Source organism: Paenibacillus camerounensis (assembly GCF_000723885.1).
In the GTDB taxonomy this organism is placed as follows: Bacteria; Bacillota; Bacilli; order Paenibacillales; family Paenibacillaceae; genus Paenibacillus_AQ; species Paenibacillus_AQ camerounensis.
Window position 1 is genome coordinate 26655 of sequence record NZ_CCDG010000045.1, and the last position, 26385, is coordinate 53039.

At 52.0% G+C, this 26385-nt stretch carries 21 protein-coding genes; 9 read left to right on the forward strand and 12 right to left on the reverse strand.

What is annotated here, in order from left to right:
- Nucleotides 1-72 precede the first annotated feature (72 nt).
- The 4 genes from BN3772_RS17660 to BN3772_RS17675 form a co-directional block, all read right to left on the reverse strand.
- Nucleotides 73-456 (reverse strand): thioredoxin family protein, encoded by a 384-nt coding sequence (locus tag BN3772_RS17660; protein ID WP_042201060.1) that lies wholly within the window; start codon nucleotides 454-456, stop codon nucleotides 73-75.
- A 7-nt stretch (nucleotides 457-463) separates the two neighbouring features.
- On the reverse strand, nucleotides 464-2521 hold the full coding sequence (locus BN3772_RS17665; RefSeq protein ID WP_086074636.1) for an alkaline phosphatase family protein: 2058 nt from the start codon (nucleotides 2519-2521) through the stop codon (nucleotides 464-466).
- A 148-nt stretch (nucleotides 2522-2669) separates the two neighbouring features.
- On the reverse strand, nucleotides 2670-3164 hold the full coding sequence (locus tag BN3772_RS17670; RefSeq protein ID WP_052380567.1) for a MarR family winged helix-turn-helix transcriptional regulator: 495 nt from the start codon (nucleotides 3162-3164) through the stop codon (nucleotides 2670-2672).
- A 36-nt stretch (nucleotides 3165-3200) separates the two neighbouring features.
- Nucleotides 3201-3632, reverse strand: a complete 432-nt coding sequence (locus BN3772_RS17675; RefSeq protein WP_042201061.1) for a MarR family winged helix-turn-helix transcriptional regulator — start codon at nucleotides 3630-3632, stop codon at nucleotides 3201-3203.
- Nucleotides 3633-3765: 133 nt separating this feature from the next.
- Here BN3772_RS17675 and BN3772_RS17680 point away from each other — a divergent pair, with 133 nt between their 5' ends.
- A complete protein-coding gene (locus BN3772_RS17680; protein WP_042201062.1) occupies nucleotides 3766-4221 on the forward strand; it encodes a CBS domain-containing protein in 456 nt (151 codons plus the stop codon).
- A gap of 98 nt (nucleotides 4222-4319) precedes the next feature.
- On the opposite strand, the gene BN3772_RS17685 is transcribed toward BN3772_RS17680, so the two are convergent.
- Nucleotides 4320-8477 (reverse strand): S-layer homology domain-containing protein, encoded by a 4158-nt coding sequence (locus BN3772_RS17685; RefSeq protein WP_042201064.1) that lies wholly within the window; start codon nucleotides 8475-8477, stop codon nucleotides 4320-4322.
- Between the two features lie 884 nt (nucleotides 8478-9361).
- Nucleotides 9362-10648, reverse strand: coding sequence for a Gfo/Idh/MocA family protein (locus BN3772_RS17690; protein ID WP_086074637.1), 1287 nt, complete (start codon nucleotides 10646-10648; stop codon nucleotides 9362-9364).
- 139 nt (nucleotides 10649-10787) lie between these two features.
- On the opposite strand from BN3772_RS17690, the gene BN3772_RS17695 reads away from it, so the two are divergent.
- A complete protein-coding gene (locus tag BN3772_RS17695) occupies nucleotides 10788-11618 on the forward strand; it encodes an AraC family transcriptional regulator (RefSeq protein ID WP_341872578.1) in 831 nt (276 codons plus the stop codon).
- A gap of 589 nt (nucleotides 11619-12207) precedes the next feature.
- Here BN3772_RS17695 and BN3772_RS17705 read toward each other — a convergent pair.
- Nucleotides 12208-12588 carry a hypothetical protein gene (locus BN3772_RS17705; RefSeq protein ID WP_042201068.1) on the reverse strand — a complete coding sequence of 127 codons (381 nt, stop codon included), beginning with the start codon at nucleotides 12586-12588 and terminating at the stop codon, nucleotides 12208-12210.
- A 233-nt stretch (nucleotides 12589-12821) separates the two neighbouring features.
- Here BN3772_RS17705 and BN3772_RS17710 point away from each other — a divergent pair, with 233 nt between their 5' ends.
- From BN3772_RS17710 to BN3772_RS17720, 3 genes are all read left to right on the forward strand, one after another.
- On the forward strand, nucleotides 12822-13796 hold the full coding sequence (locus tag BN3772_RS17710) for an aldo/keto reductase family protein (RefSeq protein WP_042201070.1): 975 nt from the start codon (nucleotides 12822-12824) through the stop codon (nucleotides 13794-13796).
- A 387-nt stretch (nucleotides 13797-14183) separates the two neighbouring features.
- The gene (locus BN3772_RS17715; RefSeq protein ID WP_042201071.1) at nucleotides 14184-14717 is read left to right on the forward strand and encodes a hypothetical protein; all 534 of its coding nucleotides are present in this window, start codon (nucleotides 14184-14186) and stop codon (nucleotides 14715-14717) included.
- A 239-nt stretch (nucleotides 14718-14956) separates the two neighbouring features.
- Complete coding sequence (locus BN3772_RS17720; RefSeq protein WP_042201072.1) at nucleotides 14957-15811, forward strand: AraC family transcriptional regulator; 855 nt, start codon at nucleotides 14957-14959, stop codon at nucleotides 15809-15811.
- Here BN3772_RS17720 and BN3772_RS17725 read toward each other — a convergent pair.
- The 5 genes from BN3772_RS17725 to BN3772_RS17745 form a co-directional block, all read right to left on the reverse strand.
- A complete protein-coding gene (locus BN3772_RS17725; RefSeq protein ID WP_052380568.1) occupies nucleotides 15802-18105 on the reverse strand; it encodes a helix-turn-helix domain-containing protein in 2304 nt (767 codons plus the stop codon). The two genes, BN3772_RS17720 and BN3772_RS17725, sit on opposite strands and share 10 nt — an antisense overlap.
- Before the next feature lie 63 nt (nucleotides 18106-18168).
- The gene (locus BN3772_RS17730; RefSeq protein ID WP_052380569.1) at nucleotides 18169-19770 is read right to left on the reverse strand and encodes a type 2 periplasmic-binding domain-containing protein; all 1602 of its coding nucleotides are present in this window, start codon (nucleotides 19768-19770) and stop codon (nucleotides 18169-18171) included.
- 36 nt (nucleotides 19771-19806) lie between these two features.
- Nucleotides 19807-20685, reverse strand: a complete 879-nt coding sequence (locus BN3772_RS17735) for a carbohydrate ABC transporter permease (protein WP_042201073.1) — start codon at nucleotides 20683-20685, stop codon at nucleotides 19807-19809.
- Nucleotides 20686-20700: 15 nt separating this feature from the next.
- A complete protein-coding gene (locus BN3772_RS17740; protein WP_042201075.1) occupies nucleotides 20701-21672 on the reverse strand; it encodes an ABC transporter permease in 972 nt (323 codons plus the stop codon).
- Nucleotides 21673-21777: 105 nt separating this feature from the next.
- A complete protein-coding gene (locus tag BN3772_RS17745; protein WP_042201076.1) occupies nucleotides 21778-24087 on the reverse strand; it encodes a glycoside hydrolase family 95 protein in 2310 nt (769 codons plus the stop codon).
- Between the two features lie 417 nt (nucleotides 24088-24504).
- On the opposite strand from BN3772_RS17745, the gene BN3772_RS17750 reads away from it, so the two are divergent.
- The 4 genes from BN3772_RS17750 to BN3772_RS17765 all read left to right on the forward strand — a co-directional run.
- Entirely contained in the window at nucleotides 24505-25086 is a 582-nt protein-coding gene (locus BN3772_RS17750) for a TetR/AcrR family transcriptional regulator (RefSeq protein WP_052380570.1), read from the forward strand.
- A gap of 13 nt (nucleotides 25087-25099) precedes the next feature.
- On the forward strand, nucleotides 25100-25438 hold the full coding sequence (locus tag BN3772_RS17755; protein WP_042201078.1) for a DMT family transporter: 339 nt from the start codon (nucleotides 25100-25102) through the stop codon (nucleotides 25436-25438).
- 2 nt (nucleotides 25439-25440) lie between these two features.
- Nucleotides 25441-25755 carry a DMT family transporter gene (locus tag BN3772_RS17760; protein ID WP_042201079.1) on the forward strand — a complete coding sequence of 105 codons (315 nt, stop codon included), beginning with the start codon at nucleotides 25441-25443 and terminating at the stop codon, nucleotides 25753-25755.
- Between the two features lie 88 nt (nucleotides 25756-25843).
- A partial coding sequence (locus BN3772_RS17765) for a hypothetical protein (RefSeq protein WP_042201081.1) occupies nucleotides 25844-26385 on the forward strand: 542 nt, incomplete at its 3' end.

The following is a 26385-nucleotide window of genomic DNA, read 5'->3' on the forward strand; positions in this document are numbered from 1 at the left end:
GCCTCATTATATAATCATAAATCCAATGTGACTACTAGGAAAAAGATCGCAGACAAGGACACAGGCTTTATCTTATTGTCCGGGCTGCTGCCCGTTCTTTCCCGGCTCTCCTGCAGGCACCCACGCCTCCAGCTGGTCAGCCAGGGCCTGCCGGGGATGATACCCGCCGATTCTCATCCTCACCTCACCGCCCAGAAACAGCACCAGATGGGGAATCCCCTTCAGCCGCAGCCTGTTGAACAGATGCCGGTATCTGTCGGCATTCACCCCGTATACCTGCAGCCGGCCGCTGAAATCATGGGCGACTGCCTCGGCTACCGGGAACAGCTCCCGGCAGATTTTGCAGCGCCGGGAACCGAAGAACACCAGCACGGGCTCTTCACTGCCAAAGGTCAGCTCATCAAATTCACGGTCCGTAATATGGGGCACATGCTTGCGGGGCACCTCGGTCCGCATCCTGTGCTTAACTTCCTGCTCCTGCCGTAACGGGCTCAGCCGCAGGATCGGCTGCTCCAGATGCCCCGTCCGCTCCGCCGGACAGAATCTGATACAGGATTCCTCCCTCCGCATCCTTAGGCACCGGTGCTCCGGCCAGGTGGCAAATGGTTGGGACAATATCAACCACTTTAATCTTGCGGCCGATGACCTCTCCGCCCTTTACACCGGCCCCCAGGGCAATAAACAGAGCCTGCATGGAATAGCCCTGCAGCGTATGATTGCTAAGGCCGTTGCCGTGGCAGCGGGTAAAATCCGGCTCCAGAATGTAGAAGATATCCCCGGAGTTTTCGCCTCCCAGCCCGACAAGCTCCATATCATTGCGGTTCAGGGCAAAGCTGATTACCCTTCTGCCGGTTTTCGGATCACGGTAGCTGTACAAGTCATCAATAATCTTCTGAACCGTCTTATCATAGTCGGCAGGATCAACGATGCCCTGCGGGTCGCGTCCTTTTAAATTGAGATAAATGAACGTGGCACGCTGGGCGACTGCAACCGTATTGCTCCAGTCAATCTCCGGACCTCCGCCGTTATCCTTCAGTCTGGTATACCCCAGCTCACCCATGATACCGACGTTGATGCCCCACATATCTCCGATCAGCGGGTGATCCGTTTCAGGATTTTTAGCTACTCCGGCGTGATCGGAGACAATGAACACCGCCGTCTCTCCATCCAGCCGGTCCAGCAGCGCGCCGATGAAGCGGTCGCTGATTTCATAAATCTTATAAATGATCTCTTCATAGCGCTGATAGTCTGGTGAAGCGGCAGGCAGCGTATGATCGAGATAGAAATGGTTGAACATGTCGATGCCGTGCATATGGGTATAAAATAAATCCCACTCGTTCCCGCCCAGCAGATAAGTGATCGCATCCACATGCCAGCTGTACATTTCCCCGATGGATTCGAGCAGCACCTGATCGGCTTGCGGATTCAGGCGGCTGTAGTTGGACGGCTGCAGCATCGGGCCTACCTTGCTGTACAGCTCCTCACCAATCTGCTGCGGATGAAAATATTTGCCGGTCTTCAGATCCAGCACATAGGAGGAATAATATTTGAAGCTGCCGCCCGCCGGGTCCAGCTCCAATATGCGGATCTTATAGGCAACCGGTATGCTGGCGCCGTCAATAATGTAGCTGTCGTAAATCCACCCGCTCCATTCACCGGATACCGCTTCGCCGAGCGGGGCTCCCGCAGTTTTGGAAGCATAGATGGCGATCCTGTTGTAGGTTACCCCGTCATCGGCTGTAAGAAGACCCCAGCGTCTGGCCTGGCCGTTATTTACCGGCACCGGGAATTCTTTAGCGTCTGCCGGGGCAGTGCTCCAGCCCTCAGCCGGCTTGACCGGTGTGAGGATCTGATCCGCAGTAGGCGTATCGGCTGACAGCTCCCCATCCTGTACTGTAGTAACCAGCCCCGGCTGTGTATAGCCGTAGCCCTCATAAGTCTCTTTGCTCAGCTCTGCCTTCTGGGTCGTTTCCTCCCCTTCAAAACGGCAGTTCGCTCCCGTATTGTCCACCACATGCGGAATTTCAATTAACTCAAAGTCTCCGGCTCTGCCCTCGTAGAGCTTTTCATAGTCAATGTAGCCGCGGAGATTCGTGTAAATGCTGGTTCCGTCCACATAGATCGCATCCTGCACCTGCGGCGGCCATGAGGTCGGATAGTTGAAGATGATGCTCTTCTTGCCGGCTCTGGCATAAGCCTCCCAGATCGTCTCGGCCTTCAGAAGCCCGGAATCAAAGCCGTAGTCCAGCACATCCAGCTCGTTACCCAGCGTATGGTTCCAGAAGCAGGTGATCCCATGCGTAGCCGGATACGCTCCGGTGGCAATCGATGCCCAGTTCGGCGGGGTGATTGCCGGAAGCACACTCTGCATGCCCAAATCGCCTGCTGACGCGCCTGCTTCAATCGCTCTCCGGAAATTGGGAAGCTTCCCTTCTGCCACATAACGCCGGATCACTGACGGGTCAGCCCCGTCAAGCCCCAGCAGCATTACCTTTTTCGCTGTACCCTTGCTGCCTGCCATATCTATTCACTCCGTCCATTAATATTATGGATATTCCAATGAGACAACTTGGAATTAATCTCCTGGAAACATTATAGACAGAGAGTCCGGCAAAAGTTAAATAGACGCTGCTTATACTGGTATAAGCGGCGTCTATCCCTTTTGTTTCCTATGAGGTTATACCTGCCGCGTACCGCTGTCTCACTTCCTCCACTACACTACGCAGCCGGTCACAGGTGGTCAGCAGCTGCTCAACCTCTTCCCGGCCTACCTTCTCGACTATTTCATTCAGGATACCGGAGTAACGGGCCATCCGTGCCCGGAATACCTCCTGTCCTTCACCGGTGAGGCTGATATAAACAGCCCTGCGGTCTGTCTCAGATACGGCGCGTTCAATATACCCCTTGTCCTCCAGCGTGCTGATAGTCTGTGAGGCGGTTGGTCTGCTGATCTGCAGTAGATCGCTTAGCCTGGAGACCATGATTCCGCGGCACTCCGGCCTATCCGGCCGGGCCCCTTCCTTCTTCATCATCACATCAATCATGAACATCATCAGAAATTCACCGTAGGGAAGCGGATCATTCCAGTTCGTACGGTTCGTTAAACTTCTGATATTCTCAAATACCTTCAGCAGCTGCTCTTCCTGATGATTCTGGGAATCCATAAGATACCTCCGTGTATTGTATAGTCAGCCTGGACATTACATGGCCCGAGAAACAGCATCGTTCAGCTTCCGCAGCAGCTGACCCAGCTGCCCGCGCTCTTCTTCACTGAAATCCTCCAGCAGCTGCGCGAATTTGTCCCGGCGGACATCCGTATCACTCTTCAGTGTTTCAGCCCCCAGCTCTGTTATCTGCAGCGTGTACGCTCTGCCGTCGAGCGGATCGGGAACCCGGTATACATAGCCCTTCTGCTCCAGGGCAGAGGCCTGACGGCTGATCGTAGAGATGTCCAGATGGAACTCATCGGCCAGTGCCTTCACCCCGGCGGAGCCGTGTGAGGCAATCTGATGAAGCAGCAGGTAGGCCGAATGATCGAGAATACCATACTTTTTATAAGTGCTGATAGAGGTCAGCCGGCGGCTGAGAATGGTCATTTCCAGTTCAATTGCTTCTAACGGGCTTCGTTCCATAGTGTGCGGCAGCCTCTCTTTCCTCTGGCAATATCATTGACTTCAAGCATTCAGCTTGTATAATACAAGTATATAGTTTCATTATACAAGTTATTTGTACAAAAGCTAGTCCATTCATAGTTGGGGGAACCTCATGAAAGCTCATGAAATTATGATCAGACAGGTATACAAGGTGAAGGAATACGATACCGTACGTACCTTTATTGAGAAATGTCTGGAGCACCGGATCAGCGGCATGCCGGTCGTTAATGACCGGAACGAAATTGTCGCATATATCAGTGACGGGGACATCATGCGTTATATCGGCAAGCACGATGATCTGATTATCGACTCTTTTTTTCAGGTAAATGTAATCAAGGGCGATGAGGATGAATTCGAGGAACGGACCAGCCGGCTGCTCGGCCTGAACGTCATGTCAATCGCCAAAAGGAAAGTCACCACTGTCACCTGGGACGAGGATATAGAGCGGATCGCTGCTGTACTGGGTAAAAAACAGATTAAAAAGGTTCCGGTTGAACGCAACCGTGTGCTCGTCGGCATTATAAGCCGCGGGGATGTTATCCGTCATTCCTTCAAAACCCTGTTATAAAATCAGCAAAAAGCCTGTCTGAAGCCGTAAGCTACGGCATTCAGACAGGCTTTTGCTTTATTCTTTACAGCTTAATGCTTGCTTGACTGGCTATAATCCTAGTCGGCAAGAACCTCTTTACCGTTCTGGATCGTGTATTTGTGATTTACAGCGGCTTCCTCAATGTCTGCAAAAGCCCAGTGTGCTGCCGGGACATCAGAGAAGCTTGGACGGGTTACACCCGTAAGCGGTCCTCTTCCGAACAGACGGTTGATTACAGTTACCGCTTCTGCACGGCTTAATGTCTTGGCAGGGGCAAAGCTTCCGTCTGCAAAGCCGGTCATCAACCCCGCAGCCTTCACTGCATCAATTGCTCCTGCAGCCCAGTGCTTGTTCACATCCGGGATAGAGGAAGCTGCTGCCCCGCTCTCATCAAAGGACAATGCCTTCAGACGCGCACTCAGAACCGCCATCTCGGCACGGGTTACTGCACGGTCCGGCTTAAAGCTGCCGTCCGGATCACCCTTCATCAGGCCGGCTGCTGCAACTGTCGAGATATACTCCGCAGCCCAGTGCTGGGCTGTTACATCTGTAAAGCCTGCTGCAGCTGCAGCAGTTGTCCCCAGGTTGCGTACAAGAAGGGCTGCAAGCTCCGCCCGCGTTACTGCACGGCTTGGCTTGAAGGTACCATCCTCATACCCTTGGATATAAGAGGAATGCGAATAGGTTGCTTCTGTTGCCGTAGTCTGACCATCAGTGACAACACCTGGCACGGCCGGCACGGCTGCTGCAGGCGCGCTGCTGCCTGGAAGCGAGGAGCTTGTCTCGACTACACTAAAGGTACTGAATTTGTTAATTACAAAGGAAATACCTGCCGGCTCTTTAAGCTCATTGTACACGACAGTTCCCGCCGAAAGCTCAATATCCCCGTCGCTGTGGACAATATAGACGGCCAGACGGTTAAGGTCCAGCGTACCATTGATACCGTTTTTCACAAAAGGAATCATCAGCGTTGTCTCAAAGCCGCTGTAATTTGTTTCGATCTCAAGCGGCTGGCCAAGCGCTTTCAGATTCTGTCCGCCAAAGGACGTTGGAACCGGAGGTGTTACTTCTGCCAGTGCTGAGTTGCTGTGAACGGGCACAATCCGGAAATACAGATCCAGATTATCCCCCATCATGGACTGCAGCTCAGCTGAATTCAGCGTTATGGTTGAATAGTCACTCTGGATATTCAGCCTGAAGCTATTTGCTCCCAGAAGGGCAAGTGTACTTGCCGGAACTTCAATTGCAATTTCATCAGCGGCATTTCCGGCCAGCTCGTCAATATATACAGTAGTTGCATTATTGTAGCCCGGTACAGAAGCTGAAATGATCTCCTGTGCCTTGGCAGTATCGAATACTACCTTGTCAATTTTGGAGACTGTACCGTCTGCAGCCGTTACGTTAATCCGTTTTACCGGAACCTGGGCTGTTACATCCGACTGGTCCTTCACTTCCACATTGCGGATATTGCTGGTATCCTCAACCTTTGATGTTCCTTCTGCAGTTACAACCAGCAGGAAGGTGCGGATTTTCTCCTGTCCGTCCCGGCTGACTTTCGCACTAAGCACTACAGACTCATCCTTGGTACCGCGGCTCACAGCAGCCTTGATGGTGCTGCCTGACGCTGCGGGAATTTCAATAACCTCCGGCTTGCTGGAGGTCCAGCTGATCTGTGTACCGTAGCTGCCGTTCGAAGCAAGGGTCAGGGCTGACAGTACATTCTCCCAGCTTTCACCGGCTGAATAGCTGATTTCAAGCAGCTTGGAGGCCTCATTTACAGCGTCTGCTGCGTTGATAGTTATCATTACACTAAGCGGAGTACTCTCCGTTTTTTTATTTTCTGTCAGTGTAACGGAAATGCTGTCGCCCTCGGTCAGGGCGAGGCCTGTAAATTTCAGCGGACCTGCTGTATCTGTGTTATTTACAGCGCTGATCAGCAGCTTGTTATTTTTGTTGTAGATAGAAGCTGCCGCGCCTGCCGGCACCTGATTGACAACAACCGTGCTTTGAGTGGCACTGATATCAATATTTCCGGCCAGAGGCTGGACAGTCCGCTCATAAACGGCTTTAACCTCCACCTTGGCGCTTGCCGCTTTATTCACTTCAGTGTAGCTGACCTTAACAATCTGTCCCAGCGCAAGGCCGTTCACTGCAAAATTAAAGTCAGCCGCAGCACCGGTATCATTATAAGTAGCCCCCAGCACAGTTACAGCATCTTCTGCGTATACAGATACCGTAACACTTGCCGGAACGCCGCTTGCTGTAACTACGCCGGTCGTCGCATTGGCCGTCAAACTACCGGCTGCCGGCGCCACGGTCGGCTCATAGGCTGCGGGAACTGCTGTCAGCGGACTTTGATCCTTGCCCGGCTCCTGCGAGCCGATTCTTACGATCTGTCCGTCTGCAAGACCGGATGCAATTACGATATTTACATCAGCCGGGCTTCCAGTCTCATTGGTAACTGTTCCGAGAACGGTAATGCCATCTTCGCTATATACAGATACCACTGTGTTTGCAGGCACATTTTTTACAGTAACAGCAGATGTAGTTGCATTGGCAGAAATATCAGCCGCAGCAGGCGATGCCGTCACTTCATTTAGGGCTGTGATATCTGTAAGCTCGCTCTCAGCCAAATCAGGCTCAGTCAGACTCACCTTCAGGGCTTCCCCTGCACTTAATCCGGCTGTAATGACTACCGTAACATCGGCAGCTGCATCAGCAGTGTTCTTCGCTGTTCCGAGTACAGTCGTACCGTCTGCGGCATATACCGTAACTTCTGTACCGGCAGGAACATTTTTAACAGTCACTGTGTCCGTAGTCGCATTAGCAGTAACATCGGCTGCCAGCGGTGCAGAGCTGCCTGCCGCAGCATCACTGATACCGCTCAGCAGAACTACACGATCGGGCTCGCCGTCTACCTCAAGGGTCAGCTTGCCGTTGGAGGTACCCGGACCCTGCGGTAAATACTGCACTTCAATCACACCGCCCTCACCCGGGGCAAGCTCGGAAGCAACGGTGTTGCTGACGATGGAAAAGTCGCCGCTGACCGATACTTGATTGATTTTAAGCGCGGCATCCGACGTATTGGTTACTGTGACGGAGCCTTTCTTTTGTGCCGGATAATTAAAATACAGATTGGTGTTTGAGAGATACAGCTTGTAGCCGCTCAGCAGACCCTGGAACACCTTGAGGTAGATCTTGCCGCTCTTCTCATACAGATAGAGAACGTCACCATTCGTCGTATTGATTGCCGCATTAGCTACGTCAGTGGCTGCGACCTCAACCGCTGAGGAAAGGGTAGTGCCCAGATCCTGGCTGACGCTGAAAAATACGGAAGAGCCGTTACTGAAGCCGGTCACGACATTGCCATAGCTGTCTGCGCTAAGGGAACGTCCTTGTGCGGACAGGTTGTTTCCGCCCTGCAGATCCGTTACAGATTTGTCCTTGATATTCATTCGGACCATATTCGAACCCGATCCGGCTACAAACAGGTATTGGCCTTTGCTGCCCGCCGATAACGCACCGACAGAATAATATACCGAACGGTTAGGAATTACAGCCGTCTCAAAGGTCTGACCGTGGGTGCTGCTGACATAATACTTCAGGGAAGGATCATCCTTTTGTACAATCAGATTACCTGTCTGAGGGTCAACATGCAGATCGGTAAAGGCATAATATTCATTAAAAGCGTACTTTTTAAAGGTCGCCCCTTCATCACCGCTGTAATAAAGGTCTGATCCTACTGTGTCAGTCACATAAACGTAGCTGCCGTCCACAGCCATATGTACCGCACTGCCCATAAAAGAGCCTATTGTAGCTGGCGTACCGAATGTTTTACCACCGTCAGTGCTTTTCACCAGTACACCTGTACCTGATTCCACTCCCACAACATACACCGTACCGGAGGAAGAAACCGCTATCTCCGGCTCGTAGTCACCCGTTGCAGCGATAACACTCTTCTGGAAGGTCTTCCCGTTATCCGAGCTCTTGGCGACACGGATCTCAGTACCGCCGTTATATACGGCATAAATGGAGCCATCCGGCGAAACCGCTAAATTTCTTGAGGTATTGCCCGGTGCTATAGTCCAACTGGCAGAATCGGTATCGCTGACCAGGACCTCACCATACGCGCTTGTATCCGCCGGGCCCGCATAGCCGATGCCTGCAAAAGAGCCAATACTCAAACTGACGGTAGTAACAATAGATAAGACCTTTGATAAAAAACGTTTCTTCATGCTGCTTACCTCCCAAGTTAAAATGCTGCGGCTGACTAAGGCTCACTCCTGTAATCAACTACTTTGTACCTATATTTTTAATCCTGGAGTCATTGTAGCAGACCGCTCTGAACAAACTCTCAACAAATCTCGACATATTTCACATTTTTCAAGGTCTTTTTTTACAATTTCTCGCCAAAATATGATCATTCATCAACTTTTCCGACAAAAAAGACCGCCTGTATAATCAGGACGGTCTCTGGAAGGCTTAATATATAGTACGTAATTAAGTTTATAACCTGACGAGATTAAGTTTATAACCTGACGAGGAGGCGATCTATCTCTACCACAGCCAAAGTCCTTCGATGGAGTTAAGGTTTGGGCTAACTTGGTGAACCTGGCTGTTCTCCAACAGCAAAGCTATTTTTCTACTAGGGTAAGCAGAGAGGAGGGATCTGTACAACCAAATAAAGGCGGCAGTCTCCCCCTCTTCCTCTTCCTCTTCTCGGTGATGCACTTGACCTGTTTTAATGTTAATGGCACAGTATAATGAATGGCCGAGCCGAAATAACTGTACTTTCTGCAACTAAACCCGACTAATTGGCTCCACTGCAGGTTTTAACTGCACTCTGTACACTTATTTTTTGCCAAAGACGCCCAAAATCGGCTTTTTCGAGGAAAATAGATGTACAGAATACCATTATTTTCTTATAATGATTCATTTCCACTGTTTTAATTGTACAAAGTACACTTAACCTGATACGACCCTGAACCCACTGACTGAGGTTAACGTTTGGCAGGGGCGCTCAATCCGCTGACCGCCGTTTCTCCTACGTGGGAACAGGAGGCGTTTTGTTAGCTTCTTATAGACGTTACATATAAGTTGTTCTTTTGAATCAGATTCGTTACAGCTTAAGCAGCTGATCCACCTTCACCGGCAGGCCGGTGGCGATCGACTGGTTGGCGGCAATCCCGGTCAGAATCGACTGGGCTCCGGCAATGTGCGAGGCAGCCCGGTTGAACCGATCATCCGCCGGATGCTCGAATATATCACGCAGCATCACCGGATCACCGCCGCCGTGTCCGCCGACGCCTTCCTCGATCTCCACCTCATACGGAGCAGCAAACTGCGGGAAGATGGTGATCTGCTTGTCCTTGACCGCACCCTCCTGATCCTTGCCGCCTCCGGCATTAACGTAGGACTGCTCAACAACCTTAACCTCCATCCGGCCTTTAGTGCCGTTGAAGACAATATTGAAGCCTTCCCACGGCAGGTAGGCATTCAGCGAGTAGTTCATGATCGTCTTGTTCTTGTATTTGACCATCACGCCCATGGTGTCCTCAATGCTGATATTATCGCCAAAAACATTCTGGTCGCGCAGGTATCCATCCTCATGCTCGGTATCCAGATACATCTTTTTCAGCTTCTCATTATCCTTGAGATGCAGGGCGAACGGATCGTTCTCGGCCGCCTTGCTTCCGTGTACACGCTGGTAGAACTCCGTAACTCCGCGCTTCTCGGCATTCTCCCGCCCGTAGAAACGCAGATCGCCCATCGCAAATACCGTATCCGGCTGCGAGCCGAGCCAGAAATTCATCAGATCGAAGTGATGCGTCGATTTGTGAACCAGCAGCCCTCCGCTGTTACGCTTGTCGCGGTGCCATCTGCGGAAATAATCTGCCCCGTGCTGCGTGTTGAGCAGCCATTCAAAGTTAACGGACAGCACCTCGCCGATCGCCCCGTCCGTCAGCAGCTCGCGGATTTTGGTGTTATGCGGCGCATAGCGGTAGTTGAAGGTTACGCGCAGCTTTTTGCCGGTCCGCTCAATAGCGTCCAGGATTTCCTTGCATTTTTCCACATCCGTAGTCATCGGCTTCTCGGATATGACATCACAGCCCAGCTCCATGGCCCGGACAATATAACGGTGGTGCGTACGGTCAACACTGGTAACAATTACGGTATCCGGCTTCGTCTCTTCAATCATCTTATCGAATTCGTGCGCCTTATACGCTGGAACAGCATGGTAATTATATTTATCAGTCAGCAGTGTATTTACATAAGCCATTCTCGCCCCGTTGACATCACACAAGCCTACGATCTCCGCGGTCTCCCGGTAATTCGTTGTAATCTCCCCGTAAAAGAATTCAGCCCGGCCGCCCGTGCCTACAAATGCATATTTCTTGCTTCCCACTGTTATCACTCCATCGCTATTGTTTTGAATGCGTTTACTACGTATATTGTATAGTATAAAATACATTCATTTCTAAACGGTTTTTGCTGAAAACGAACTGTTTTATGCATATATTATCTTTAACGTAGGAGTGAACGAAGTGCAGGAGGAGAAGCAGGAATTTTTGTTTTGTGTGGAGCAGGTAAAAAGGGCCGGCTCCTTCAGCATGGACACCGACCATTTTCATGAGACTTATGAAATCTATTATCTGCTTGCGGGAGAACGCAGCTACTACATTAATAATCTGGTCTATTCCCTGCGCAAGGGCGATCTGATCTTCATTAACCGCAATGAGCTGCACCGTACGACGGCTAAGGGCAAAGTGCGCCATGAGCGTATTCTTATTAATTTCCGGCCTGAATTTCTGCAGGGGATGCTTGGCGGCAAGGGGCTTACGCTGTCCTTTTTCAGTGAGCAATGCCTGCTCCTGCGGCCGGATGGACACGAACAGGGTACCATTGAGAACCTGCTGTTTGCGATGCTGAAGGAGCAGCAGGAGCCGCGGAGCCACCAGAGCCTCTATCTGCAGACGCTGCTGATCCAGTTCCTGATTGAGATGAACCGCATCCGCGAAAGCGCGCAGGCCGCAATTGCCCCGGCCAATGACGAGAAGCAGCGTAAAGTATATGAGATTATTGAGTATTTGCAGGCCAGCTACACTGGCACAGTTACGCTTGAGGAGCTGTCTGAGCGGTTCTACCTCAGTGTTCCTTACCTGTGCCGCCTGTTCAAGCAGACCACCGGCTTCACAATTATTGAGTACCTGAACACGATCCGTGTCCAGGAGGCGCAGCGGCGGCTGCGGGAGAGCGGCGACTCCGTGACCCGGATCGCCGAGGACACCGGCTTTGACAGCATCGCCCACTTCGGCCGCGTCTTTAAGGCGATCGCCAAGCGCTCGCCGCTGCAGTACAGGAAGCAGAACCGGTGAGGGGGATTGCTTTGGATGCTGGGTGCTGGGTGCTCGGTGCTGGGTGCTGGGTGCTGGGTGCCGGGTGCTGGGTGCTGGGTGTTGGGTGCTGGGTGCTGGGTGTTGGGTGTTGGGTGTTGGGTGTTGGGTGTTGGGTGTTGGGTGTTGGGTGTTGGGTGCTGGGTGCTGGGTACTGGGTGCTGGGTGTTGGGTGTTGGGTGCTGCAGGTCTTGCGGACACTGCATTTGCTCAAGCTGCCGGATCGCCTTTCCAGCAGCAGCAACTAAGTGGAAAATCGCTATCTATTTACCCTGCTAACTGACGTGTAGAGATATTAGTTGGAAAAAGGCTGCTTAGATCAGACGTTTTTGTTCCTAAACGGGATTATTGCCTGAACTAAGTGACGTTTTTCCACCTAATGCTTGCGAAATTCAAAAATATCCAATATTAAGCAGCAAAAATCCACCTAATTTCTGCTGGAGCCCAAAAGCCCTGTTGAGTGACCTCCAACAGGGCTCGAAAGTACAAATGATCGTTAAGCTGTTGGTCCAGTGGATTTTATACATAAACTGATAGAACCCGATCGCACTAGCCTGGGAAGGAATCATCATCACACACAGAATAGCTCAACAGATTTGATATCATCCGTATATAGCTGGACCAGGTTGATAATGGGCGGCAGCGCCTGCCGCTCCGCAAAGGTCGGCGGCTGGCCCTCTACATCCCGCAAAAGCAGCTGCTGGATATACTCATTGGTGGATACCAGCGTCGTCAGAGAATTAATCTGCTCCAAAATACCTTCCAGACGGCCATTGGCCTGAACAGCCGTTTGCTGAATATGTTTTTCGGCGTTATTTTTGAGCAGCGTCGAAACGGAATGAAAGGTCAGATAGCCGACGAATGTGAGAATCAGAAGCATAACGGCCAGAAAGCCGAGCAGCATTTGACTCCTGAGGGTATTAAATTTCAGCCTTGTCTGCAGCCACCGCACGCGGCCTCTTCCTCCCCTTGCCATAAGACCACCATGGTGAGCAGCATTAAAGTAAGGGCTTTCAACCCTGACTGTCATTATATTAGCACGCCTTCGGACGACCGGGAACCCCTCATATTAGTGAGACCTGTCATCCAAAATAACTTTGTTAGCTCCACTGCTGCAGTTGTGATACTATTAACTTGATTGTTTCGAAACTACTACTACATTATTCCAGAAGGGATTGGATCAAAGTGAAGTACAGACGACTTGGCAACACCGGACTGAAGGTCAGTGAGATTGGGCTGGGCAGCTGGCTGACCTACGGAACAGCAGCAGAGCAAAAGGCCGCCGATGAGTGTGTGGCCGCCGCTTTTGAATGCGGTATCAATTTCTTTGATACCGCTAATGCCTATAACCGCGGTGAAGGGGAAAAAGCAATCGGGGCAGCACTCCGGCCGTACAAACGCTCCGATTATGTGCTGAGCACCAAGGTGTTCTTCCCGATGGGAGACGGCGTGAACAACCGCGGCCTCTCGCGCAAACATATTATAGAGCAGTGCGAAGCCAGCCTGCGCCGTCTTGGCACCGATTACATTGACGTCTATTTCTGCCACCGTTTTGACCAGGATACTCCGGTCGAAGAAACGCTGCGGGCACTGGATGACCTGACCGCACAGGGCAAGATCCTCTACGCCGCCGTCAGCGAATGGAGCGCAGCGCAGATCGCCGCGGCCAGCGGCATCAGCCGCCGGCTGAACCTGCGCCCGCTGGCCTCCAACCAGCCGATCTACAACATGTTCGAGCGCTATATCGAACAGGAAGTGCTTGAGGCTTCCCGTGAAGCAGGCCTGGGCCAGGTGGTCTTCTCTCCGCTGGCCCAGGGCATCCTGACCGGCAAATACAAGCCGGGCCAGCAGGCACCGGCAGGCACGCGAGGCGCCGATGACTCGGTCAACGGCGTCATCCGCAGCTATCTGCGCGACGATGTGCTGGGCGTTGTGGCCCAGCTCGATGAAGTCGCAGCCAGCCTCGGCGTGAAGCTGTCTCAGCTCGCGCTGGCCTGGGTGCTCCGCCAGCCGGGCGTCAGCTCCGCGCTGATCGGGGCGAGCAAGCCAGCGCAGGTCGAAGAAAATGCGCAGGCTGTTGACATCGTCCTCCAGCCGGACACGCTGGAGACGATCGACCGCATCCTCGGCCAGGTGGCTGATTTCGCACCGGCGAGATAAGAAGCCGGACAAGCGCCATAGCATCCGCCGGCACGAGCGGCGGATAGGATACAACAAACAGAGCAGCGGCTCCTCCGGGGACCGCTGCTCTGTTTGTTTGCCTCACACTAACTAAACTATTTCTCAGTCAGTTCGCTTATCTCCCCCTGCTTCACCATTTATCCACAACATCCCGCCCATTTATTAGGCACCTTACGGCTATATTCTGAATATTCTAATATGCTGCGGACGAAATCTGCAGCTAACCGCCCTTTGCCAAAAAATATTTGCAACATTTCCAGTAAATCAACGTTTATAACGGTACAAACCCGTTTGAACTGCATGGCGGCGGGTAAAGAATGAGTATGAGTGACTTTTCGGGTCACATTTTGCCAAGGGGGAAATGATATGATGTCTATTAACAAACCTAAAGTTGTGTTGCCTGTGCTGGTTCTGCTGTTTCTTTCCCTCATTACGACGGCAAGCACGCCAGGTACTAGAGTAGAAGCGCAGAGCGGAGCTCAGTCAGAGCACCTGACAGTATATATTAATGGAATCCAGAAAACGGCGGACGGCAGCCTGAAGCTGACAGCCGATCCGGTTGAATGGTATGAAGGCGCTGAGGCGGACCGCATTTTTGCCGGACGTGAGCCGGAGGCTGCTGCCGAGATTGGCGGAGCACCGGATGGCTACTACATCGTAAATGACAGCGATACGCTCAGCACCTATCCGGTCGCAGAGAACGCTGCAGTGACGATGCAGATCTTTGATCATACCGGCAATATTGAGGATCTTGATATTAACTGGAACGAGAGTATTACTCTCCGGCAGTTTACTGAGGAATTTGCACAGACGGACGTGTTTGACCTCAGCTGGACGCCTTATCATGTGACGATTGAGAATGGTGTTATCACTTCAATTGTTCAGCAGTACATCCCATAATCACATGCCGGCGCAAGCAGCAGACAGAGGCTATCCTGCAGTAGAGTGATCTACTTCAAGGGCAGCCTCTTTTTAATGACAGAACGTTTGCAGGGATGACTTGATTCAGATGTGGCAACGGCCTGTGAGCGGGTGTAAAAAGGTTATCTTTCTCCCTATGCAGGCACTTTACTTTAAGTGTTCTTTCCCCAATACTAGGAGTAACAAAGTGTACTAACGTTAGATAAGGAGATCAATGTATGCTTGCTTTTGAGCTGAACGTGGCTGGACCGGTTCATTTGGAGATGACTGGAAAGTTCGTCGCCCCCTCCAGTGACTGGATTCATCTGAGCCGGATTTTGCAGGATTATGAACTGATTATAATGACAGAAGGCGTGCTCTATCTGGCCGGTGATGATACCCGGTATACTCTATCTAAAGGGGAGTTCCTGCTGCTCCCTCCTTACACCAGACAATACGGCTACAAAGCCTCCGGCTGCAGCTTTTACTGGCTTCATTTTAAGACGGCCGGCGGACCTGTCATTACAGATAGTACGGGCCATACAGCGGATCAAATAGACAACCGGCTGCTGCTACCTCAATACGGCACGGTAAAAAGCCTGGAGAAAATCATCGTCATGATGAAGCAGCTCCAGGATTCTGTAAGGTCGTACAACCAGAAGACGCTTAACAACTATATGACCACGGTCATTTTGTGCGAGCTGTACAATCAGGTATTTCAGAGTGAGCATAGCCCGGTCAGAAAGACCAAGCAGGAGCAGCTTTATAACGATATTGTGGACTACATCAAATGGAGCCGCAGCGAGCATATCAAGGTATCGCAGATCGCCGCCTATTTTGGCTATAACGAAAAGTACCTGTCCCACCTCTTCAGCACCATCTCCGGCATCCCGCTCAAGCAGTACATTCTGCAGCAAAAAATGGAGCTGGCCAAGTTTCTGCTCACCGACACCAACCAGAATATCAGCGAGGTCTCGCTCCAGCTCGGCTATAAGGACTGCCACAATTTCATGAAATCGTTCAAAAAAATCGTCGGGCTCACGCCCACTGAATTCCGCAACGCTTATGCGAAGCGGCTGCTCTTTTATGAGTAAGCAGACGTATCACTGTTTCCGGGTTGCAGGGCTGCCTTTTGGCAGCTTGACCTGTACTCACCAGGCGTTACTCCGGTAAGCTGCTTGAAACGGCGTATGAAGCTGGAAGCATTGTAATAGCCGACTTCTTCGGCCACGGCTTTTAACTGCAGCTGCGTCGTGCCCAGCAGGGTTTTGGCTTTTTCCATCCGCAGCATGGTCATATATTCCAGCAGTGTCTGCCCGCTCTTATCTTTAAAAAGCTGGCTGACATTGGGCAGCGCCATGCCGAAATGGTCTGCCATATGCTGCAGCGTAAATTCGCAGCTGTCATAATGGGCGTTAATATACGCCTCTATCGCTTCGACCGAACAGTGGGCTGCAGGCGGCTTTTTCAGCTGCGCACATTGCTTTTGGCTGAAGATTCCGCATAAATCTGCGCTTACTGCGGTAATTAAGCCCTCAAATTCATCGAGTGTGTCCAGTTGGGCCAGCGAGAAAATATCCGGATACCGCCCGAACCGGCTTTCCTCCTGCAGACCCAGCTCCCTCCACATTCCGTTAATTAAGCGGATCATTTCAAAGCACAATCCTCTGGCCACGATCAGCGGCGGCTGAACGGTCCGGATATAAGACAGCACGAACGATAAATGTGCCGAAAGCGAATCCGCATCCCCCTCCCTGATTGCCCTCTGCAATTCATCAGCTTCAAGAACCGGGTACTCTGCCTGCTCCGCACTCCGGGTAATCCGCTCGTACATAATCACCCTGTTGACTCCCTGAACGAACCGGTAGCCCAAAGCAGTCTGCGCCTCCAGATACGATTGCGGAATATCCGTCAGGGATGCTTCAGCGCCTGCCCCTACCGTTACCGGACAACTCGTCAGCTGATACAGTGCCTCCCGGAAGGACTGGAGCGTTTCTTCCGCCTCCTGCACACCTGTTATGCCGCCCAGGAAAAAGATAACCTTATCGGCCTCGAAATGCTCTACCCCGTAGACCCGGCCGTTACCGGGAAACAATCCTTCCATTTGTGCAATGGACGGCAGCCGGTTCGCTTCGAGCTGAGCAGGCAGCTGGACGATAACAACGCGCATGCTCCCGCCGATGCCGGGGAAGCCGATCTTTTTACCGTAATCCAGCACCTCGTCAATCTGCTCATAATCGCCCTTCAACAGCATGACGAACAGCCGGTTTCTGGCAGCAGGTGCTCCCTCTTTGACATGCCGGTCAAGCTCGTTATTATGGCGTACCAGCAGCTGCAGCACATCGCGGACCGTATCCAGCTCGTTCAGGTTCCGGTCCGGATCAGACCACACCTGCATACTCTCCTTACGGAGCCGGTGTATCGGCCTGTAGTTCAGCAGCATGCTGGCATAAATCAGCGAACCGCCGATCAGCACGAGCGCAGCCACTCCATACAGATACCACTGCTGGGCCTGCTCTACCTTGCGGAGCACCTGATTGACCGGCAGCAGCGTCGTATATTTCCACCCGGTAACAGCCGATTCCATAAAAAATAAATAATACGGCTTCCCGCCGAGCTCCACCTTTTGGTTATCGGCCAGTCCGCCATGCTGGACCAGCTCCCGTACGGCTTGTTCAGGAGGACCTGACTCCGGCTGGATACCAGAGATAAACTGGCCGCTCTGGTCGAAGATCAGGGTAGAGCCGGCGGATTCATCATAGGCGGACATCAGCTGCTGAATGGCGGCTTCCTCAATCAGGTACACCAGCGTACCGTCCGAATGCTTCTGATTGGGGTACAGGGGAACAAAGATCCGCACATATTTTTTTCCGCTCTGCTGATCCGTTGCCGTCTTAAGCACCGTCATTTTATCGGGACTATTAAAATAGCTTAGCAGCTCTTTCTCCCGCATATCCCCGAATCTATAGATCTGATTCACCAGTACGGGAACCGTATAGACTCCGCTGCTGGTAAAAACCGATTTTTCGTCTTTGTAATACAGCCATATCTCATGAATAAAGGGGCTTAATCTTTGAAACCGTTTGAGCTCGCGGGTAATTCCCCATGTTTTATAGCCCCAATGATCTGATATCAGAAAAGGAGTAAAGCTGTTGTCTTCGGTCAGCAGCTGCCGGGTCATATCATCGATCCATTTCAGCTGATCATCCATGGCACTCTGCACCTTGTCGAGACTGTTTAAATTTCCGGAAATGACCTCCTGCTGGAGCTTGTCGACAAACTGGCTGTTCACAACCAGCGTTAATACGGTTATGGGAATGATGAGTAGCAGCAAATAAGAAACAAGGTGCTTAATAAATACAAAATACGCTCTGGCTCCCAGCTTCATCACAGGCCCCCCTGAACAGCATCAGCCGGAAACGCTTACAGTTTCCGGCTCTGCATATTGGCTTTATCTTTGCTGATAGCGGTCATACGCCGTCTGATAGATGGCAATGGCTTTTTCAATATTCATCTTCTGGAGTGTATCCCTGTATGTGCCGAATTTCTCCAGCGGCTCGTTGCCCATAACGAATTTAAGGAGCATTTCTTTCATGTAAGTATCCGCTTCGCTCATAATTTTGCTGATCTCCTGACTTTCACTTCCGCTGAACAGCAGCGGCGGCAGCAGCAGCGTACGGTCAGCATTGAACCAGCGTTCATTCGCTTCCTGGGCCTCCGGATGCTCCAGCTCAAAGGAAGCCCAGGCGTCATAATCCATCACCTTTACCATCCCTGAGGTAGGGTAGGCATACCGTGAAACAGCTACCCGCGATTCGTAGTTCGGATCTTTCCATACGGCATCTGTGAACGTCTTTGTTCCATTCTCTACAGTATAACTTTCCCCTTCAATGCCCCAGTTCTGCAGGTCACTGCCCTCCGGACTGATCATGTAATCAAGCAGCTTCAGCACGGTCTCCAGGTCCTTGGCCTGCGAGCTGACCACCGCGCCTTCCAGCGGTACATATTGTGCCAGCTGTTCAGCTGCGCTGAAGGATTTGCCTGCCGGGCCAACCGGAGGCGACACGCCAACCAGCTTAAAGTCCGGAATAGCCGCCTGCATCTGATTTTTGTAGGTATTAATACCGGAAATTGTACCGCCGTAGGCTCCTACGATGTTATTCGAGAATTTCGCTTCAAAGCCCTTCTTATCCGTAGCCGCGAACTCGCTGTCAATCAGGCCTTCCTTATACCATTTATGCATCGTTTCCAGATAGTCTTTAAAGGCCGGCTCATAAGGGCCGTAGGTAATTTTCCCGGTCTCCGGATTTACCTGAAAGGTAACGAGCAAGCCGTACGCGGTGCTGAACGAGGTGATACTGCCCATTCCGTTCTGGTCGCCCAGCGGAATCTCATCGGTTGTGTCGCCGTTGCCGTTCATATCGTTGTCTTTAAAAGCGGTCAGTGCCGCATACCATTCATCAATGGTCTCAGGCATCTGCAGCCCCGCCTGATCCAGCCAGTCCTGGCGGATCATCGTTCCGGCCCAGGCGTTGCGCCGGAGATCCAGATTGACCTGCGGAAATTTGGCAATGGTACCGTCATCCAGCATCACCTGCTTTTTAATCTCCGGATTCGCATCAAGGAGCTTCTTGTAGTTAGGCGCATATTGATCGATCAGGTCATTCAGCGGTATCGCCACCCCATCCTCGATCAGCTTGGCTACGCCGCCCGGATAGGTGCTCGGCACATAAATAATATCGGGATACATGCCTGAAGCCAGCATAATATTGAACTGGGACAGATTAGCCGTATCGTTATCCTGGAAATCGATGCTGATTCCGGTACGCTTTTGGATTTCCTGGTACGCTGCCACATCCCCGTAGCTTTTAAGCTCCGGAATTTTACTGCTGAACTTGCCGTTCCACAGGAAGCTGACCTGCTTGGCACCGTCTTCAGCTGCTCTATTACTTGGCCCGGCCTGGTTATCCGCATTACTGTTACCGCAGCCTGCAAGCAGCGATGCCGCCATCAGCATACCCGCAGAGAGTCTACCGATCTTCATCATGTTCATCCTTCACCCTCCATATGTTCAGCTAAAATATACCGCTCAGCCCTTCAGCGCCCCTATCATGACACCCTTCGTAAAATATTTCTGAATGAACGGATACACCACCAGAATCGGCAAGGTCGCTACGATAATCGTTGCGTATTTGACCACTTCCCCCAGGAACGGATCGCCCGTTGAGGTGGACAGATTCGTCGTGTCCGTGGTGCTGTTCTCAATCAGGATTTCCCTCAGCACCAGCTGCAGCGGAAACAGATCCCTGTCGCGCAGATAAATCAGGGCACCCGTCCAGGCGTTCCAGTGACCCACCCCGTAGAACAGCATCATGACAGCAAGCACAGGAACGGATAATGGCAAAATGATCTGGGCAAAAACCCGAAAATCAGACGCACCGTCAATTTTGGCCGCTTCCTCAAGCTCATACGGGATGGCCTGAAACGAGGTCCGCATGATAATCAGATTCCAGGTGGCAATCAGGCCGGGGAGAATCAGCGCCCAGCGCGTATCCAGCATCCCCAGGTTTTTGACCAGAATATAGCCGGGGATGAGCCCGCCGCTGAAAAACATGGTAACGACAACCATCATCATCATATATTTTTTCCAGTACATATCCCTGCGCGACAGCACGAATGCAAACAAGGCGGTAAAAAAGACGTTCAGTGTTGTCCCGGCCACCACGTAGATCAGGGTGTTTTTGTAGCCGGAAATGATCATATGGTTTTTAATTACCAGCTTATAGGCTTCCAGGTAAAAGCCCTTCGGCCACAGCAGAATGCCGCTGTGCTTGACCAGCTCGGACGGTACGCTAAGCGATGCGAAGATCACGTAGAGGAACGGATACAGCGTTACGATCATCAGCCCTGTCAAAAACAGAATGTTTAAAGAATCAAAAATATTATCGCCCAAACTGCGTTTTATCATGCCGGGTATCCTCCCCTACCATAGACTTGTATCATTGACCTTGCGGCTGATCCGGTTGGCGATAATCAGGAGCATAAAGTTAACAACCGAATTGAATAAGCTGACCGCGGTGCTGTAGCTGTAATTCGCCTCCAGCAGCCCGCGCCGGTATACAAAGCTGGAGATAACGTCGGCCGTTTCGTAAGTCTGGGGATTATACAGCAGAATGACCTTTTCAAACCCGACATCCATAATGCCGCCGATACGCAGAATAAGCAGGGTAATGATCGTCGGCATAATGCCCGGCACCGTTACATGCAGCATCTGCTTCCAGCGGTTGGCACCGTCTACTGTGGCTGCGTCGTACAGCTGGGTATCGATCGACGATAATGCCGCCAGATAAATGATCGAGCCCCAGCCGATCCCCTGCCATATTCCTGAGCCCACAAAAATGGTCCTGAACAGGGACGGGTCCAGCAGCAGATTTTGCGCCTCCACGCCAAACCAGCCCAGGATGACGTTAAACAGTCCGGCTTTTCTGGAAAAATCAACGATCATCCCGCTGATGACAACGATGGATACGAAATGCGGGAGATAGGTGATGGTCTGTACGGTCCGTTTAAAAAAGGTATGCTTCACCTCATTGAGCAGCAGAGCGAGAATGATCGGCGCCGGAAAAGCAATCAGCAGATCATACAGGCTGATGATCAGCGTATTCCGCAGCAGCCTCCAAAAGTAGAAGCTCTGGAAGAAATCCGTGAAATTTTTGAGGCCGATCCACTCGCTGCCCAGAATGCCTTTGACCGGTGAATAGTCCTTAAAGGCAATGGTCACGCCGTACATAGGGATATAGCTGAAAATGATGTAGTAGCTTACGCCGAACAGGCCTAAAAAGTACAGGTATTTATGCTTCTTGAAATCCCTGCGCAGCATAGCGAAGTAATCATTTATGCGGGACTTTCCGGGCTGTCCGCTCCGGCCCGCAGCCAGCTTCAGTTCTGATTTCATGAGTCTCACCTCCTTCCGGGTGTTTGATGATGCATGCCGAATATAGCACCCGGAAGAAAACGTTTACAACGCACATTAATTATGTGCAGAATTTATGCTTGGCCTTTAAGGAACCAAGGTATACTCCGCACCGGCAGCTGTCTGGAATTCAGTGATCTGACCCTGGCGGACTGCGGCTACCGGCAGGCCTTCAGCCGTGCTTACGCTTAAAGGAGACTCGGAGAATATGCGGACGGTCCCGCCCAGCCCGGAGCTGACGGTAGCCTGCTTTATTTTCCCGTCTGCCCAGGCCAGATCTATTCCGAACCCGCCCCGCGCCCGCAGGCCGGTTACACTTCCCTCCGGCCACGCAGAGGGCAATGCCGGCAGCAGCTGGATATAATTCAAATGGCTCTGCACCAGCATTTCTGCAATCCCGGCAATGCCGCCGAAATTGCCGTCAATCTGGAACGGCGGATGGTTATCGAACAGATTAGGCAGCGTTGATTGCCGCAGCAGCTGCTGCGTATGCTCGTAGGCCTGCTCTCCGTCCAGCAGCCTGGCCCAGAAATTGATGATCCAGGCCCGGCTCCAGCCGGTATGGCCGCCGCCGTTCTCCAGCCGGCGGATCAATGCGGTCTTGGCTCCCTCGGCCAGCTCCGGCGTCAGAGCCGGGCTGATGGTCGAGCCGGGATGAAGCCCGAACAGATGGGAGATGTGGCGGTGGCCCGCATCCGTCTCCTCGTAATCGGTCAGCCACTCCTGCAATTGGCCGTGTCTGCCCAGCTTCATCGGCGGCAATTGCTTAAGTATGGATGCCCACTCCTCCCGGAGATCCCGGTCTACGTCAAGCAGTTCACTTGCTTCCATGCAAGCCTTGAATAACTCTTCGATAATCTGCGTATCCATCGAGGGGCCATAGCATAAGGTGCCGGCTTCGCCGCCGGGCAGCCTGTAGCGGTTCTCAGGCGAAACCGACGGACTGGTAACGAGGTAGCCTTCCGGACTTTTAACAAGGAAATCTACAAAGAACAATGCCGCTTCCTTCATCGTGCCATAGGCCCGTTCCAGAAATGCCTGATCCGGATAAAACTGATAATGCTCCCAGAGGTGAAGCGTAAGCCAGGCGCCGCCCATAACCCATTGTGTTGCTGCCGCATAAATATCCTGCGGGGCCGTGTCTGCCCAAAGATCCGTATTATGATGGGCAACAAATCCCCGGCATCCGTACATCTGCTGCGCCGTCACCTGCCCGTTCACCTTCATCCGTTCCACCAATTCAATGAGCGGCTCATGGCATTCTGCCAGGTTACAGGTTTCAGCAGGCCAGTAATTCATCTGGGTATTGATGTTAATGGTATATTTGCTGTCCCAGGGCGGAGTCATGGAATCATTCCAGATCCCCTGCAGGTTAGCGGGAAGCGCACCTGGTCTGCTGCAGGAAATCAGCAGATACCGCCCGAAATGGAAGTACAGCGTAGTCAGTCCGGCATCGCCGGCCCCCTGCTGTACAAGCTCCAGCCGTTTGGATACAGGCAGCAGAAGCTGCGGTTGATCTCCGGACCGGCCGGCCAGCTCCAGCTTTACCCGTTTAAACAGCTGCTGGTAGTCGAGTATATGCTCCTGTTTAAGTTCCTCATAAGGTATGGCTGCAGCCTGGTCTATCCATTCGCAGGCCTGCTGCTCCGGCTGATCATAGCGGAAGCCCGAAGCGACGGCCAGAAGCAGCGTGACCTGATCCGCTCCCTGCACGATCAGATGCTCCCCGATTGCCTGGATCGAGCCGCCTGAAGCAACCGCCTTTACTGCAGCTGTATACGTCCCTTCGTTCACGCCGCCGCACGGGTTCGTCATAACAACCGTATTATCGCCTTTACGGTAGGACAGCTCCATATGCCGGCCTTTTTTACGTTCAAATCTCGCTGTAAAGGTCAGAGCCCCCGGACGGTCCGCCTCCAGCCTGATCACTATAACCCGGGCAGGAAAGCTGCAGAATACCTCTCTGCGGAATGTGACTCCTTCATACACGTATTGCATAGAAGTAACCGCCTGCTCCAGATCCAGCTCCCTCCGGTAAGATCCGGGCTCCGCCAAATCTGCAGCATGGTTCATGCGGATCATCAGATCGCCCGCTGTCATATAGTGCCTTTGGCTGCAGGGTGTACCGGACATCGCCGCTTCCACCAGCTCATGGGCCTCATTCAGCTTACCGTCGAACAAAAGCTGCCTTATCCGGGGCAGATGCTCAGCGGCATCGGGATTGTTCCGGTCTCTTGGTCCGCCCGACCATACCGAATCCTCATTAAACTGGATTTGCTCCTGCTTGATGCCGCCAAAGACCATTCCGCCCAGCCGGCCGTTCCCGACCGGCAGCGCCTCCTCCCAATTGCGGGCCGGCGCATCATACCACATCATTGTTTCAGATCTTAATGTCATTCTGTTCCCCTCTTTCTCCGTGAATAGTAAGGAAAGGCCTGCGGAAAAGAAAAGAAGCAGGTTCCCCTGCTCTTTCCGCCCGGCTATTTATGCAATCCGACCATAGCACAGTATTGAAAAGGCTTACAATGCACAAGATTTATATGCGGTATTTATAGAATTAAGGAAGGGCAATTACCGGTATCACCCTTATCCGTCTTCGCAAACTATGCTTTTGTCTCAAGTATAGTACATACTTTTAGTCAGATAGCAGACATTCCATGCTCACTTTAACGTTTTTTATACATCTATGCTCTGAAAGATATTACTGGCAGCAGAGAATCCTTTGTTTTTTTATTCAAAAGTAAAAACATTTGCATTAAAGGTAAACCTGTGTTTAAATAAACTGACGAACGTTCGTAAGGGAGGATGAAGCTGATGACATCTAATAAGATCAGGGAAATTGCGCTGTCCCATTTCGCCAAAAACGGGTATGAAGGGGCTTCGCTGGCTGATATATCTGCCGAGGTCGGAATCAAGAAGCAGTCGATTTACAACCATTTCAAAGGCAAGGATGAGTTGTTCCTGACGGTGTTCCGTGATGCAGCCGAGCGGGAAATGCAGTTCACTGAGAGCTACTTGCTGAGCGGCAGCAAGCCCCTGCTTAAGGATTTGCTGTATAACTTTTTGCATAGCTACAGCAAGCGTTATGAACAGGAGGATGATACCCGGTTCTTTCTGCGGATGGCCTTTTTTCCGCCAGTCCATCTGCGCGGGGAGGTTGTGGAATATAGCAACAAACATCTCGACACGATAGGCAAGCTGCTTGAGCAGCATTTTGTTACCGCAGCGCATGCCGGAACCATTCATCCGGAAGTGACTGCCGCAACAGCTTCAGCTGCTTTTATCGCGGTATTGGACGGAATGTTCGTTGAGCTGCTGTATGGCAATATGGAGAGTGCCGCCCTAAGGCTTAATGCATCGTGGCTCGTCTATTGGCGCGGAATCAGAAACAACTAGAGGAGGATCACAGATGAACCGCAGCTGGATTTATATTTTTATCGGAGCATTATTTGAAGTGGTATGGGTGATCGGATTCAAGCATGCCGACGACTTCGTTACCTGGGGAGCAACTGTAGCCGCACTTGTAGTATCGTTCTACCTCATTATTACCGCATCCATTAAATTACCGGTCGGGACAGTTTATGCCGTATTTACCGGACTCGGGACAGCGGGTACTGTACTGGCTGAAATGGTTCTGTTCGATGAGCTCGTTAAGCCGGTCAAGCTGCTGCTGATTGCCCTGCTGCTGGCGGGTGTGCTCGGCTTGAAGCTATACAGCGGCTCAGCTAGAGCAAAGGAGGCGGCATAACGATGGCATGGTTAACCTTAATGTTCGCCGGTATGTTTGAAGTTGTCGGTGTGCTCGGCATGAACCGGATCAAGCGGGACCGTAACAAAAAAGCATATCTTACGTTTATCTCCGGCATTGTGCTGAGCTTCGCCTGTCTAAGCCTCGCTATGAGAGACCTGCCTATGGGGACGGCTTATGCGATCTGGACGGGAATCGGTACGGTCGGCGGTGCACTGGTCGGCATGTTCTTCTTCGGGGAATCCAGAGAATGGCGCCGCACTCTGTTCATTGGAATGGTGCTGGCGGCAGCCGTGGGGCTGAAGCTGACCTCGTAAGGCGGACGGGCCGGAGATGGATAAGTAAAAAACAGCGGCAGTTTATGGACAAAAACAATGTCCATAACTGCCGCTGTTTCTGTTCGATTTGGCCGCGCCAGCCGAATTCAAGGGCATTTTTGCCCTTTATCCCGGCGATTTGGCCGCGCCAGCCGGATTCAAGGGCAGTTTTGCCCTTCATTCCGCCGATTTGGCCGCGCCGGCCAGATTCAAGGGCAGTTTTGCCCTTCATTTCGCCAATCTGGCTGCGTCGGTCGGATTCAAGGGCAGTTTTGCCCTTCATTCCGCCGATCTGGCCGCGCCAGCCGAATTCAAAGGCATTTTTGCCCTTCATTTTGCCGATTTGGCCGCTTCAGCCGAATTCAAGGGCAGTTTTGCCCTTCATTCCGCCGATTTGGCCGCTTCAGCCGAATTCAAGGGCATTTTTACCCTTCATTTCGCCAATCTGGCCGCGCCAGCCGAATTCAAGGGCATTTTTGCCCTTTATCCCGGCGATTTGCCCGCTTCAGCCGAATTCAAAGGCATTTTTGCCCTTCATTTCGCCGATTTGGCCGCTTCAGCCGAATTCAAAGGCATTTTTGCCCTTCATTTCGCCGATCTGGCCGCTTCGGCCGGATTCAAAGGCATTTT

Coding starts and splice junctions, on each gene's coding strand:
- BN3772_RS17675 (WP_042201061.1), bottom strand. CDS start 3,632: ATGGAACGAAGCCCGTTAGAAGCAATTGAACTGGAAATGACCATTCTC.
- BN3772_RS17735 (WP_042201073.1), bottom strand. CDS start 20,685: ATGATAAAACGCAGTTTGGGCGATAATATTTTTGATTCTTTAAACATT.
- BN3772_RS17730 (WP_052380569.1), bottom strand. CDS start 19,770: ATGAACATGATGAAGATCGGTAGACTCTCTGCGGGTATGCTGATGGCG.
- BN3772_RS17750 (WP_052380570.1), top strand. CDS start 24,505: ATGACATCTAATAAGATCAGGGAAATTGCGCTGTCCCATTTCGCCAAA.
- BN3772_RS17755 (WP_042201078.1), top strand. CDS start 25,100: ATGAACCGCAGCTGGATTTATATTTTTATCGGAGCATTATTTGAAGTG.
- BN3772_RS17660 (WP_042201060.1), bottom strand. CDS start 456: ATGCGGACCGAGGTGCCCCGCAAGCATGTGCCCCATATTACGGACCGT.
- BN3772_RS17670 (WP_052380567.1), bottom strand. CDS start 3,164: ATGGATTCCCAGAATCATCAGGAAGAGCAGCTGCTGAAGGTATTTGAG.
- BN3772_RS17715 (WP_042201071.1), top strand. CDS start 14,184: ATGATGTCTATTAACAAACCTAAAGTTGTGTTGCCTGTGCTGGTTCTG.
- BN3772_RS17685 (WP_042201064.1), bottom strand. CDS start 8,477: ATGAAGAAACGTTTTTTATCAAAGGTCTTATCTATTGTTACTACCGTC.
- BN3772_RS17720 (WP_042201072.1), top strand. CDS start 14,957: ATGCTTGCTTTTGAGCTGAACGTGGCTGGACCGGTTCATTTGGAGATG.
- BN3772_RS17665 (WP_086074636.1), bottom strand. CDS start 2,521: ATGGCAGGCAGCAAGGGTACAGCGAAAAAGGTAATGCTGCTGGGGCTT.
- BN3772_RS17680 (WP_042201062.1), top strand. CDS start 3,766: ATGAAAGCTCATGAAATTATGATCAGACAGGTATACAAGGTGAAGGAA.
- BN3772_RS17745 (WP_042201076.1), bottom strand. CDS start 24,087: ATGACATTAAGATCTGAAACAATGATGTGGTATGATGCGCCGGCCCGC.
- BN3772_RS17760 (WP_042201079.1), top strand. CDS start 25,441: ATGGCATGGTTAACCTTAATGTTCGCCGGTATGTTTGAAGTTGTCGGT.
- BN3772_RS17740 (WP_042201075.1), bottom strand. CDS start 21,672: ATGAAATCAGAACTGAAGCTGGCTGCGGGCCGGAGCGGACAGCCCGGA.
- BN3772_RS17725 (WP_052380568.1), bottom strand. CDS start 18,105: ATGAAGCTGGGAGCCAGAGCGTATTTTGTATTTATTAAGCACCTTGTT.